Here is a 12,636-nt window from a genome sequence, read left to right as displayed (position 1 = left end):
CTAAGGACGCGCAGAGTTAATGACAGTATCACTAACTTTAAATAAGTGGCGCGCTCAGGAGGATTCGAACCTCCGACCGCCTGGTTCGTAGCCAGGTACTCTATCCAGCTGAGCTATGAGCGCGCAAGATGTGAATTACATCACAAAAATTTTATTTCTGAACAAAAAAATTGACTCATGATCAATAAATGGCGGTGAGGGAGGGATTCGAACCCTCGATACGGCTATAAACCGTATACTCCCTTAGCAGGGGAGCGCCTTCGGCCTCTCGGCCACCTCACCGCATTTTCACATTCAATCTTACGAAAGAATATGGCGCGTCCTGGAGGATTCGAACCTCCGACCGCCTGGTTCGTAGCCAGGTACTCTATCCAGCTGAGCTAAGGACGCACATTGTTCTTTATTTGGATGCTAAACCAAATAAGCAAGAATGGCGGTGAGGGAGGGATTCGAACCCTCGATACGGCTATAAACCGTATACTCCCTTAGCAGGGGAGCGCCTTCGGCCTCTCGGCCACCTCACCGTCTTGCGGAGGCACATATTACTTTTTACCAAAAATATGTCAAACACTTTCTTGGTAAAAGCGACAAAAATCAAATCAACCGTTGGCTATTTAATCAAAGCGCTGTGAAATTAAACTTTTCTGTCATATCAGTGACTTCAAAGCATAAAAAAGGCCAGCAAAATTCGCTAGCCTTCCTTGTGATAATTAGTAGTTGCTAGGTGCAACACTACCATTACCTTTTTCAGCTTGAATGCGCATGTAGATTTCTTCACGGTGGACAGAAACCTCTTTCGGTGCATTCACACCGATACGCACTTGGTTACCTTTTACACCAAGAACTGTTACTGTCACTTCATCACCGATCATTAGTGTTTCGCCAACGCGGCGAGTCAAAATTAGCATTCTTTGCTCCTTGAGTAATCTCTGTATTATATTGCAACTGCGCTATTATCCACTAAAAGTTATATTTTCGTAAACTATCTATTAGTGCGCTCTCACCCTAAAGAGACATGTTTTAGGTGAAAAGCTAATAGCTCATCTGACGTTATATAGGCCTCATGTAAAATATTGGCTGCCTTATCAACATGTTGTGGCTGCATAACTAGCATTAACGATTGTTTATCAACCGAAAGGAAACTCACTTCGATCCCTTGTCCTGCAAGTAATTCACATGAGCGTTCAACTAATTCCTGAGCTAGTAAACCTACCGTGGTCAATAAACTAACGGGTTCACTATTACGGATTTTGTCATTGAAAACCAGAGCTAATTTAGCACAAGCGTCTCGTTTTATAATGACACCTGTCCATTCTGCCTCTTCGATCACACTCCACACTTCCACACCGAGCATTTGGCACTGCTTGGCTAAACTCGGGAAATGATCATGTTGCACAGTAATAAGCGCCATATCGCGTTGAATCGCAATGCCACATACTGCTTTATGACACTGCTCACCTTTGATTAGACTGCCTGCGTTTACATCAAAAGTAGACAATACGCGTAAAGGAACTTCATTTTCCCACGCATATTGCACACAAGGTAAATGCAGAACTTTAGCGCCTTTACGTGCCATTTCTTCCATTGACGGGAAATCAACGATCTCTAATTTTTGAGCCGTTGCAACCACACGTGGATCACATGTGTAAACGCCATCCACATCAGTGAATATTTGACACTCATCGGCTTTAAGAGCTCCCGCTAACGTCACAGCACTAGTGTCAGAACCTCCACGTCCTAAAGTGGTGATATCCCCATTCTCATTCACACCCTGAAAACCCGCTACCACCACAATATGATCTTGTGCCAGCAACTCGGTAATCGTTCGAGTATCAATCATTTTAATCGTCGCGTCATTGTGTTGATTATCGGTCACAATGTTCGCTTGAGCTCCGGTTAGTGAGCGAGCTGAATAGCCTAATTTATTGAGTGTCATCGCTAATAGCGCCATAGACACTTGCTCACCAGCAGAGAGCAAAACATCAAGTTCCCTTGCAGTTGGTACACTATCGATTTGTTGTGCTAAGCCCAACAGTCGATTGGTTTCTCCTGACATTGCAGAAACAACTACAACCACTTGATTACCATCATTCTTCGCCTTAATGATGTGTTCAGCGACGGTATGGATTCGTTCTATTGAACCCACCGAGGTTCCGCCAAACTTTTGCACGATAAGGGGCTTTTTCACCTATCTTCACCTTCCCAAGACCAAAGTCTCATTAGGACCAAATCGAAAGCAGAGCACTATGTTGAGTATCGATTCAGTAGTTACAAAAACAAAACCAAGCAGATAACTGGCTCGTATCCTATTGCGCCAATTAGACCACTTGGTTTGGTAAATAAAATTACGCCCAATCAAAAAACAGTGATTGAGCGTGACTTATTACAGCGGTTTATAGATGCTCAGCAATCCAAGCATCTACGGAAGCTAAAGCGCTAGGCAAGGCATTAACATCCGTACCTCCCGCTTGAGCCATATCCGGACGGCCGCCACCTTTACCACCCACTTGCAAGGCAACCATATTGACCAGCTCCCCTGCTTTAACTTTAGCAGTAAGATCTTTGGTCACACCCGCAATCAAACCCACTTTATCATCAGCCACATTACCCAGCATGATAATGCCACTGCCTAACTGATTTTTTAGCTCATCAACCATACCACGCAGCGCTTTGTTATCAGCGCCATTAAGTTGAGCAACTAGCACTTTCACACCCGCAATTTCTTTTACATTGCTGATCAGATTGGCACTTTCTTTCGCTGCAAGTTTATCTTTTAACTGCTGCAACTCTTTTTCCAAAGATTTCGCTTTAGCCGCCATTTCAGCCACTTTGACTTCATATTGAGCCTGCTGTTGATCCAATAGATCCAGCGCACCTTCACCCGTCACCGCTTCAATACGACGAATGCCAGCGGCAATACCGCCTTCAGAAACTATTTTGAATAGGCCGATGTCACCGGTGTTACTTGCGTGAATACCACCACACAGTTCGGTTGAGAAATCCCCCATCGACAATACACGAACTTCATCGTCGTATTTTTCACCAAACAGTGCCATAGCACCTTTGGCTTTTGCCGCTTCGATGTCCATAATATTGGTTTCAATCGTGTGGTTACGGCGAATTTGCGCGTTCACTAGACGTTCCACTTCTTTTAGCTCTACGGGCGTCATTGCTTCTAAATGAGAGAAGTCAAAACGCAAGCTTTCCGCTTTTACCAATGAGCCTTTTTGCGCCACGTGCGAACCTAATACTTGGCGAAGTGCAGCATGCAACAAATGTGTGGCGGAGTGGTTCAGTGAAATTGCAGCGCGGCGCTTAGCATCAACAATGGCTTTCGCTTCATCGCCTTTGGCGAGTACGCCCTCGATGAGTTCACCGTGATGAGCAATGGCGTTGCCGAGTTTTTGTGTATCTTCAACTTTAAACAAGCCCGTGGCCGTTTGAATAACACCCGCATCGCCACATTGACCACCGGATTCAGCGTAGAAAGGTGTTTCGCCCAAGATCAAAATCGCTTTATCACCCGCAGATAGAGTGTCAACTTCATTGCCGTCAACAAACATAGCGGCAATGCGGCTCTCGCCTTTTGTCGCGCTGTAGCCACAGAAAGCGGTATTGGTATCAACTTTAATGATTGCATTGTAGTCAGTGCCAAATTGGCCCGCTTCACGCGCTCGTTGACGCTGCTCTTCCATCGCTTTTTCGAAACCTAGTTCGTCAATGGTCAGCTCACGTTCACGTGCAACATCATTAGTTAAATCAGCCGGAAAACCGTAGGTATCGTAAAGTTTAAAGACAGTTTCACCATCCAGTACGCTACCCTCTAAATTATCGAGTGCATCATTGAGGATCGCCATACCGCGTTCAAGAGTGCGACCGAAGTTCTCTTCTTCAATGCGCAGCACTTTTTCTACAAGCGCTTGCTGCTTTTTCAGTTCTTCACCAGCCGTTCCCATCACTTGTGCTAATGGGCCAACCAATTTGTGGAAGAAGGCACCTTGTGCGCCCAATTTATTACCATGACGCACCGCTCGACGAATAATCCGACGCAGTACATAGCCACGGCCTTCATTCGATGGCATCACACCATCCACAATCAAGAAAGCACAAGAACGGATGTGATCAGCAACAACGCGTAGCGATTGATTGGAAAGATCGTCATAACCCGTTACATCAGCAGCGGCTTTAATCAAGGCTTGAAACACATCAATTTCATAGTTTGAGTGAACACCCTGCATGATCGCAGAAATACGTTCAATACCCATACCAGTATCAACGGAAGGTTTTGGAAGTGGCTCCATCGTGCCATCGGCATGACGGTTAAACTGCATGAATACGTTGTTCCAAATTTCAATGAAACGATCGCCATCTTCCTCTGCCGAACCTGGAGGACCACCCCAGATATGATCGCCATGATCGTAGAAAATTTCAGTACAAGGGCCACACGGACCCGTGTCACCCATTTGCCAGAAGTTGTCTGACTCATAAGCTTTACCACCCGGTTTATCGCCAATGCGAATAATGCGCTCAGCCGGAATGCCTACTTTTTTGTTCCAGATATCAAATGCTTCATCATCGGTTTCATACACGGTAACCAGTAGACGATCAGCGGGCAACTTGAGTGTTACAGTAAGAAACTCCCACGCGTATGCGATAGCGTCTTCTTTGAAGTAATCGCCAAAGCTGAAGTTACCCAACATTTCAAAAAAGGTATGGTGACGAGCGGTAAAACCAACGTTTTCCAGATCGTTATGCTTACCACCAGCTCGCACACAACGTTGCGCCGTTGTTGCACGTGTATAAGCACGCTTTTCTAAACCAAGAAAACAATCTTTAAATTGGTTCATTCCTGCATTTGTGAACAACAGGGTTGGGTCATTAGCGGGGACTAATGATGAACTATCAACAATTTGGTGTCCTTTACTTTCAAAGAACGAGAGGAACGCGCGGCGAACCTCATCAGTGCTCATAAACATGCAGCTCTTCCTGAAATACTCAAGTTAGAATTTTGCGTTATTGTAAAGCATGGACAAGAGTTCGACTAGTTTTCTTATAGAAAAGGCATGGCAGGAAATAAATTGCGGATCAGACGAAGAGTTAAGCTTCCGATGATGATAAAGCGTAGCTAATTTGCTCGAAGCTAAAACCTCGATACTGCAAAAAACGCACTTGTTTGGCATGTTCTTTTGAACCTTTTTCTGCTGGTTCTCTGAATTTTTTTTCAGCCACCGCTTTTGCCAATTCAAACCAATCTTGAGGCTCTTGATGTAAAGCGGTTTCAATATCATCGCTACTGACTCTTTTTTGGCTCAGCTCTTGTCGAATACGCCGCTCACCATGACCTTTAGTGACATGTTGTCTTATTTGACTTGCGGCATAGCGCAGTTCATCCAAATAATGGTTCTCAAGGCAGTAACTCATTGTTTGGACGATAATTTCCGTATCATACCCTTTACTAATGAGCTTTTGCTGTAGCTCATGCTCGCTATGATCTCGTCGGCTCAGTAATTGCAATGCGCACTCTTTGCACGATAACGTCGATTTGAATTTAGAGGAATACATACTGTCCCTATTGGTCATGGATAAAACAAAGCCCTGCATTGCAGGGCTTTGTTGAAATATAAACGTGGAGAATATTACAACTCTTCTTCTTGAGGCATTTCGCTCAAAATAGGTTCTTCAACAATTAACTCGGCTGGATTGAGCAGCATTTCACGTAACTTAGTATCAAGAGCCGTAGCTGCAGCTGGATTCTCTCTCAAGAATTTACAGGCGTTTGCTTTACCTTGACCAATTTTATCACCGTTATAGCTATACCAAGCACCCGCTTTCTCAACCAATTTATGTTTCACGCCAAGATCAACCAATTCACCTTCACGGTTAAAACCTTGTCCGTAAAGAATTTGAGTATCCGCTTGTTTAAAGGGAGCCGCGATTTTGTTCTTAACCACTTTAATACGCGTTTCGTTACCCACGACTTCGTCACCCTCTTTAATAGAGCCTGTACGACGAATATCTAAACGAACTGAAGCGTAGAATTTAAGGGCATTACCACCTGTTGTGGTTTCAGGGTTACCAAACATCACACCAATTTTCATACGGATCTGGTTAATGAAGATGCACATGCAGTTGGACTGTTTTAGGTTACCCGTTAACTTACGCATCGCTTGAGAAAGCATACGTGCTTGCAAGCCCATGTGGCTATCGCCCATTTCACCTTCAATTTCAGCTTTTGGTGTTAGTGCAGCCACTGAGTCAATGACGATAACATCAATGGCACCAGAACGAGCCAAGGCATCACAAATTTCAAGCGCTTGTTCACCCGTATCAGGTTGTGAAACCAACAGCTCATCGATGTTTACACCCAGTTTTTTAGCATAAATTGGGTCAAGGGCATGTTCTGCATCGATAAAAGCACAGGTTTTACCCACTCGTTGTGCTGCTGCGATCAATTCCAGCGTTAACGTTGTTTTTCCTGATGATTCAGGGCCGTAGACTTCCACGATACGTCCCATTGGTAAACCGCCAGCACCCAATGCAATATCCAAAGAAAGTGAACCGGTAGAAATGGTTTCAACATCCATTGTACGGTTGTCACCAAGGCGCATGATCGAACCTTTACCAAATTGCTTTTCAATTTGACCCAGTGCTGCGGCTAACGCCTTCTGTTTATTTTCGTCCATTACTTTCTCCAAACTGTCGCTGTGGGTAGCGGCTCGTTAAATTTTTTATCGACTCTTTAGTCGCCAATTGGGGTTAATTATACTGTTGATTCATACAGTGTCTATAGCTGTGTCGAAAAAATTTCGACTAGGTTCAATTTGGCTGCGATAAAAAGTGACTCACCACTTGTAATGCATGAGTAATCGCCTGCTTGCGCACCTGCGCGCGATCGCCTTTAAAACAAAGCGTCTCAGCACGTTCCCAGCCTTGTTTAGAAGCCCATGCAAAGCATACGCTTCCCACTGGTTTTTCTGCGCTACCGCCGTCAGGACCAGCAATACCACTGATCGCTACACCAATAGTGGCTTGGGAATGCAAAAGTGCTCCTTGTACCATTTCGCGCACCACGGGTTCTGAAACCGCGCCAAAATCCACCAGTGTCTGTGCTTTGACACCGAGCATCTCTTGTTTAGCAAGATTACTGTAGGTCACAAACGATCGTTCAAACCAAGCCGAACTTCCTGCAACCTCGGTAAGTGCAAATGCCACACCACCGCCAGTGCATGATTCAGCACTGGTGAGGATCTCTTTTTGTGCTAACAATTGCTGACCTAATTGTTCACTTAATGCAAAAATCGCTTTCATTACGCTCTCTCCAAAGCCACGTTATCTTGCTTGAACCTTTATAGCAGATTGAATCTCCAGAAAACAGAATGGGCACGCAAGCGTACCCATTCTGAATCGTTCGTCCGTTGTATTTAGATCTCAAACATTAAACTATCTGCGTCTAAGAATGGCCAACGAATGGTGTGCGGAGTGCTGCTCTCCCCACCAAAAAAGTAGCCCACTTGTGGTGTAGCAAAGGTTTTGTCGCCTCGTGTGAGTGGTTGTTCACTCAATGCTCTATGGGTTAATTTTGCTTCCCATAATTGCTCACTCTCCCAGCCGACTGGCGCGAGTTCCACTCGCACTTCCGCGCCAACAGGATTGACAGAGACCACTTCAAAAGGCAATGAAGCTTGGCTATTTTGTTTGTTCGATAGGCTCAACTCATGGCTGCGCACATACAACTTCCCTGATTGATTAATCGCGTGATCTTTCGGCGGTAAGATAAACGATTGACCATTGACCCACTGCTCGTTATTCCAGTTGGCTTGGAAGACATTCACATTGCCAAAAAAATCAAAGACAAAGCGACTGTTCGGTTGAGCATAAAGCTGCACTGGCGAGTCGATCTGTTCGATGCGGCCATTGCTCATCACGACCACGCGATCAGAGAGTTCAAGTGCTTCATCTTGATCGTGGGTGACAAATACGCTCGTAAAACCGAGCTCTTCGTGCAAGCTGCGCAACCAGCGGCGCAATTCTTTACGCACTTTGGCATCCAGTGCGCCAAAAGGCTCATCCAGCAGTAGCACTTCCGGCTTTGTTGCAAGAGCGCGAGCCAAGGCGATGCGCTGCTTTTGCCCGCCGGACAGTTGTTCAGGATAGCGCTCAGCTAAATGGCCAAGTTGCACAATATCCAATAGCTGTTTGACTCTTTTGGTGATTTCCGCCGCCGCTGGTCTATGACGGCGATCCATCACTTGCAAACCAAACGCGACATTGTCAGCCACCGTCATATGACGAAAAAGTGCGTAGTTTTGAAACACAAAGCCAACTCGGCGCTCGCGAACGTGGACATGAGTCACATCGCGATCTCTAAAATGAATCGTTCCGCTATCAGCACCTTCAAGGCCGGCAATAATGCGCAACAAAGTGGTTTTGCCTGAGCCTGAAGGACCAAGTAAGCCAATCATCTCGCCATCATCAATCTGTAACGAGAGCGGAGAGAGCGCTTGAAATTGACCAAATTGTTTGGAAATGTTGTCTAAACGTATACTCATACCGTCTCTTGCTCTCTGTTCGTTTTTGTCTGATTGTTGTGTTGACGCCATTCAACATAAGCTTTAAAAACTAGGGTTAATAATGCAATGAAAGCCAATAGCGAGGCGCTAGCAAACGCCGCTTCCGATTGATAATCTTCATACAGTAGCTGCACGTGTAGTGGTAAGGTATTGGTTTCACCACGAATATTGCCCGACACAACCGCTACTGCGCCAAATTCACCAATGGCACGCGCATTGGTTAAGATGACACCGTAAATCAGTGCCCACTTTATATTTGGTAAGGTGACGCGACGAAACAGTTGCCACCAAGATGCCCCCAAAATAACCGCCGCTTCTTCATCCGATCGGCCTTGCTGCTGCATCAGCGGGATCAGCTCACGCGCGACAAACGGGCAAGTCACAAAAACCGTGACCAATAAAATTCCCGGCCAAGCAAACATCACTTGCAGATCGCGCTCAAACAACCACTCACCTAACCAGCCGCTGCTGCCGTAAAGCAGTAAATACAGAAGGCCTGCAACAACCGGTGATACGGCAAACGGAATATCAATTAAAGTGGTTAATATTTTTCTACCCGGAAATTCAAAACGAGTCACAGCCCAAGCCAATAACACGCCAAACACTAAGTTAATTGGCACCGTGAGTAGCGCAACTAACAGTGTTAAACCAATGGCATGACGCGTATCGGGTTCAATTAAATGACTAATATAAGTCGATAAACCACTGGCAAAGGCTTGTTTGAAAATGCTCACTAGCGGGATAATCAGCAACAATGCAACCCAAAACAGCGCAAAGCCAATCAAACTCCACTTCACCCAAGGTGCTTCTCCGACTCGTAACGGTTGATGTGCTTTCATCATCGGTTCCTTAACGTCCATGAATTCGACGCAGGTATGCGCCTTGCCATAGATTGATCAGTAGTAGCAGCGATAACGATGCCATCAATACTACCGAGGCAATGGCACTCGCCGCCGGAAAATCAAATTCTTGTAAGCGTACAAAAATCATTAATGAGGTAATTTCACTGACGTAAGGCATATTGCCCGCAATGAAAATCACTGCACCAAACTCGCCCAAGCTACGCGTAAATGAGAGTGCAATACCAACCAATAGTGCTGGACGAATCGAAGGCATGATCACTTTCCAAAATACGGCGCTGTCTGATGCGCCTAACGTCATACCCGCTTCTTCCTCTTCTTTGGAGATCTCCTCCAAGACGGGTTGTACCGTGCGCACCACAAACGGAATACTGGTAAACGCCATCGCGACAACAATCCCCAAGGGGGTATAAGCCACTTTAATTCCAAGCTCGCCAAGTACGCTGCCCACCCAGCCATTGGATGAGTAAAGCGTCGCCAACGTGATGCCTGCAACGGCGGTAGGCAAAGCAAACGGTAAATCGACTAAAGCATCAAGAATACGTTTGCCATAAAAATCATAACGAACCAGCACCCAAGCGAGCAATAATCCTAGCAAGCCATTAAACAATGAGGCGATGAGTGCCGCGCCCACCGTTACTTTGTAACTGGCCAGTACACGAGGGTCCGCCACCACCTGCCAATACTCGGTGAGCGACATTTGGCTCGTCTGCATAATCAAACCACTGGCGGGCAATAGCAGCACTAAGCTGACAAAAAACAGCGAAGTACCGAGGCTAATACCAAATCCGGGTAGCACCCTTTTATGGCGTGGGCGAGATAAAGAAGCGGTGAAGGAATGGCTCATAAACCCTCGAAACAAAACGGATGCGTAAGAAAACCACCCACACTCAGCGCAGGTGGCGATGACGAATTAACGACGTTGAAGTTGGTCAAGCTTCGCGCCATTGGCAAAATGAAGTTTCATGGCACTTTCCCACCCGCCAGCAATGCTCTCAACTGTTAGCAATTCAACTTCAGGGAAGCAATCAGCAAATTCTGCGTTCACTTTTTCATCATGAACGCGGTAATTAAACCCAGCCAGCAAACGTTGCGCTTCTTCACTGTACAGATAAGCAAGATATTCGTTGGCTACCTCAAGCGTGCCTTTACGCTTGGCATTTTTTTCCACCACGGCCACGGGAAACTCGGCCAAGATAGAGGTCTTAGGCACCACTACTTGATATTCATCCACGCCATACTGCTGACGAATATTGTTCACTTCAGATTCAAACGTAATCAGCACATCGCCAATGCCACGTTCAACAAACGAAGTAGTCGCACCACGGCCGCCAGTATCAAATACCGCTACATTAGATAAAAATTGTTTGAGGAATTGATCCTGCTCGGCTTGGTTTTCTTTGCCAAAAGTCTTTTGTGCATAACCGACCGCGGCCAAATAGGTATAACGTGCATTACCTGAGGTTTTAGGATTGGGGAATACAGAAGCCACATCAGCTTTAGCGAGATCGCCCCAATCTTGAATATTTTTTGGATTCCCCTTGCGCACTAAAAATGCGGTCGTGGAATAGTAAGGTGAGCTTGCATTGGGCAATTTTTCTTGCCAATTAGCATCGATAAGCTTGCCGCGATCGTGCAGCGCCTGAACATCCGTTACCTGATTGAATGTCACTACATCGGCGGCTAACCCCTGCAAAATTGAGCGAGCTTGCGCAGATGACCCACCGTGCGACTGTTTGATCTCCACTGTTTGGCCTGTCTTTTGTTGCCAGTGTTTTTCAAACACTGGGTTATAAGAAGCAAACAGCTCGCGAGCGATGTCGTACGATGAGTTGAGAATGGTTTGATCCGCGGCCGAAACATTCAACGATCCTACGGCTAATAAGCTGGCTAAGGCTGACTTGATGAACTTCATATATTGCTACTCCCTAATCACTACGGCCAAAATGGCGTCCTTGGCAATTAGAGTATGAGGAAAATGAATTATAACAAAGAGGATAACTAGAACTTTTTGGAATAAACTCTAGCAATAAATTGTATGCCAATTACCAGCACGACTTTATAGTAGTGTTCGGTAAGGTGGATACGTCATCTTACTCTTCCGACTAAAAAATTAAGGACAACATGATGGCGGACTTTCCAACGATTGAAGCATATGTCGGGCAAACGCCTTTAGTTCGCTTGCAGCGACTGGCGGCTCACACCTCAAGCACCGTATTGGTCAAGCTAGAAGGCAATAACCCAGCAGGTTCAGTCAAAGATCGCCCAGCGCTCAATATGATAGTGCAAGCAGAGCGTCGCCAAGAGCTCCAACCGGGCGATACCATCATTGAAGCGACCAGCGGCAACACGGGTATTGCGCTGGCAATGGCGGCCGCCATCAAAGGCTACAAAATGATTTTAATCATGCCAGATAATGCCACCCAAGAGCGTAAAGACGCGATGAAAGCGTATGGTTGTGAGCTCATTTTAGTCAGCAAAGAGCAAGGCATGGAAGGAGCGCGCGATTTAGCATTAAAAATGCAAAGTGAAGGTAAAGGAAAAGTACTCGATCAATTCAATAACCCCGACAACCCGCAAGCTCATTTCGATTCTACTGGCCCAGAAATTTGGCAACAAAGCCACGGGGAAATCACCCACTTTGTCTCAAGTATGGGCACAACGGGCACCATCATGGGCACTTCTCGCTATCTAAAAACGCAAAATCCAGAGATAAGCATTGTCGGTTTACAACCAGCAGAAGGCAGTGCAATTCCGGGCATTCGCCGCTGGCCTCAAGCTTATTTACCCGGTATTTTTGAATCATCACGTGTTGATGTGGTACTCGATATCGAAGAGCAAGATGCCATCAATACGGCTCGTGCTTTGGCAACCCAAGAAGGCATTTGCGCTGGCGTCAGCTCTGGAGGCGCCGTTTTCGCTGCGTTACAAATCGCGCAACAAAATCCAGGAGCGGTGGTCGTCGCCATCATTTGCGATCGAGGCGATCGTTATCTCTCATCCGGTCTTTTTTCTTAGATCAAATCTCCACCCCAACGGGCTAATCAGTGCTGACGCGCTCATCACTCTTTAGCCCTTGGCTTTGCTTCCACATCAGCATCCCTTGATTGCTCAGCAATAGCGAAGTTTGTTATCCTCTCCAACTATTTAATTAAATGCATGTTCTGACGATTCTTTCTAACTCATGTCAGAGCTAAGGCCGCTGC

The 12,636-nt window shown here is 46.0% G+C and carries 11 protein-coding genes and 4 tRNA genes; 1 reads left to right on the top strand and 14 read right to left on the bottom strand.

Annotated elements, in window-relative coordinates:
* Positions 1-46: 46 nt before the first annotated feature.
* The 14 genes from EXZ60_RS13230 to cysP form a co-directional block, all read right to left on the bottom strand.
* A tRNA-Arg gene (locus EXZ60_RS13230) sits at positions 47-123 on the bottom strand.
* A 66-nt stretch (positions 124-189) separates the two neighbouring features.
* Positions 190-282 (bottom strand) — tRNA-Ser (locus EXZ60_RS13225).
* A gap of 31 nt (positions 283-313) precedes the next feature.
* Positions 314-390: transfer RNA gene (locus tag EXZ60_RS13220), tRNA-Arg, on the bottom strand.
* 41 nt (positions 391-431) lie between these two features.
* Positions 432-524 (bottom strand) — tRNA-Ser (locus EXZ60_RS13215).
* 186 nt (positions 525-710) lie between these two features.
* A complete protein-coding gene (csrA, locus tag EXZ60_RS13210) occupies positions 711-908 on the bottom strand; it encodes a carbon storage regulator CsrA (RefSeq protein ID WP_010320440.1) in 198 nt (65 codons plus the stop codon).
* Between the two features lie 92 nt (positions 909-1,000).
* Complete coding sequence (locus EXZ60_RS13205) at positions 1,001-2,188, bottom strand: aspartate kinase (protein WP_194576747.1); 1,188 nt, start codon at positions 2,186-2,188, stop codon at positions 1,001-1,003.
* Positions 2,189-2,393: 205 nt separating this feature from the next.
* Complete coding sequence (alaS, locus tag EXZ60_RS13200; RefSeq protein WP_277435817.1) at positions 2,394-4,976, bottom strand: alanine--tRNA ligase; 2,583 nt, start codon at positions 4,974-4,976, stop codon at positions 2,394-2,396.
* A gap of 121 nt (positions 4,977-5,097) precedes the next feature.
* On the bottom strand, positions 5,098-5,601 hold the full coding sequence (recX, locus tag EXZ60_RS13195) for a recombination regulator RecX (protein WP_017046721.1): 504 nt from the start codon (positions 5,599-5,601) through the stop codon (positions 5,098-5,100).
* A gap of 35 nt (positions 5,602-5,636) precedes the next feature.
* Positions 5,637-6,683 carry a recombinase RecA gene (gene recA / locus EXZ60_RS13190; RefSeq protein WP_277435816.1) on the bottom strand — a complete coding sequence of 349 codons (1,047 nt, stop codon included), beginning with the start codon at positions 6,681-6,683 and terminating at the stop codon, positions 5,637-5,639.
* 133 nt (positions 6,684-6,816) lie between these two features.
* Positions 6,817-7,308 (bottom strand): nicotinamide-nucleotide amidase, encoded by a 492-nt coding sequence (gene pncC, locus EXZ60_RS13185; protein WP_088720873.1) that lies wholly within the window; start codon positions 7,306-7,308, stop codon positions 6,817-6,819.
* Positions 7,309-7,421: 113 nt separating this feature from the next.
* Positions 7,422-8,549, bottom strand: coding sequence for a sulfate/molybdate ABC transporter ATP-binding protein (locus tag EXZ60_RS13180; RefSeq protein WP_017043744.1), 1,128 nt, complete (start codon positions 8,547-8,549; stop codon positions 7,422-7,424).
* Positions 8,546-9,409, bottom strand: a complete 864-nt coding sequence (gene cysW, locus EXZ60_RS13175; protein WP_017046720.1) for a sulfate ABC transporter permease subunit CysW — start codon at positions 9,407-9,409, stop codon at positions 8,546-8,548. The genes EXZ60_RS13180 and cysW overlap by 4 nt, the downstream gene beginning before the upstream one ends.
* A 10-nt stretch (positions 9,410-9,419) precedes the next feature.
* Positions 9,420-10,277: a sulfate/thiosulfate ABC transporter permease CysT gene (gene cysT / locus EXZ60_RS13170; protein WP_017046719.1), complete on the bottom strand. Its 858-nt coding sequence runs from the start codon at positions 10,275-10,277 to the stop codon at positions 9,420-9,422.
* A gap of 66 nt (positions 10,278-10,343) precedes the next feature.
* Positions 10,344-11,345 (bottom strand): thiosulfate ABC transporter substrate-binding protein CysP, encoded by a 1,002-nt coding sequence (gene cysP, locus EXZ60_RS13165; protein WP_277435815.1) that lies wholly within the window; start codon positions 11,343-11,345, stop codon positions 10,344-10,346.
* A 212-nt stretch (positions 11,346-11,557) separates the two neighbouring features.
* Here cysP and cysM point away from each other — a divergent pair, with 212 nt between their 5' ends.
* Positions 11,558-12,448: a cysteine synthase CysM gene (gene cysM, locus EXZ60_RS13160; protein WP_026027976.1), complete on the top strand. Its 891-nt coding sequence runs from the start codon at positions 11,558-11,560 to the stop codon at positions 12,446-12,448.
* Positions 12,449-12,636: the final 188 nt, after the last annotated feature.

The sequence above is a fragment of the Vibrio sp. 1151_11 genome, from assembly GCF_029478525.1.
GTDB classification, from domain to species: Bacteria; Pseudomonadota; Gammaproteobacteria; order Enterobacterales; family Vibrionaceae; genus Vibrio; species Vibrio anguillarum.
This window is presented reverse-complemented; position numbering and strand designations above follow the sequence as displayed.

Coding starts and splice junctions, on each gene's coding strand:
- csrA (WP_010320440.1), bottom strand. CDS start 908: ATGCTAATTTTGACTCGCCGCGTTGGCGAAACACTAATGATCGGTGAT.
- EXZ60_RS13180 (WP_017043744.1), bottom strand. CDS start 8,549: ATGAGTATACGTTTAGACAACATTTCCAAACAATTTGGTCAATTTCAA.
- cysW (WP_017046720.1), bottom strand. CDS start 9,409: ATGAAAGCACATCAACCGTTACGAGTCGGAGAAGCACCTTGGGTGAAG.
- recA (WP_277435816.1), bottom strand. CDS start 6,683: ATGGACGAAAATAAACAGAAGGCGTTAGCCGCAGCACTGGGTCAAATT.
- cysM (WP_026027976.1), top strand. CDS start 11,558: ATGGCGGACTTTCCAACGATTGAAGCATATGTCGGGCAAACGCCTTTA.
- alaS (WP_277435817.1), bottom strand. CDS start 4,976: ATGTTTATGAGCACTGATGAGGTTCGCCGCGCGTTCCTCTCGTTCTTT.
- cysP (WP_277435815.1), bottom strand. CDS start 11,345: ATGAAGTTCATCAAGTCAGCCTTAGCCAGCTTATTAGCCGTAGGATCG.
- pncC (WP_088720873.1), bottom strand. CDS start 7,308: ATGAAAGCGATTTTTGCATTAAGTGAACAATTAGGTCAGCAATTGTTA.
- recX (WP_017046721.1), bottom strand. CDS start 5,601: ATGCAGGGCTTTGTTTTATCCATGACCAATAGGGACAGTATGTATTCC.
- cysT (WP_017046719.1), bottom strand. CDS start 10,277: ATGAGCCATTCCTTCACCGCTTCTTTATCTCGCCCACGCCATAAAAGG.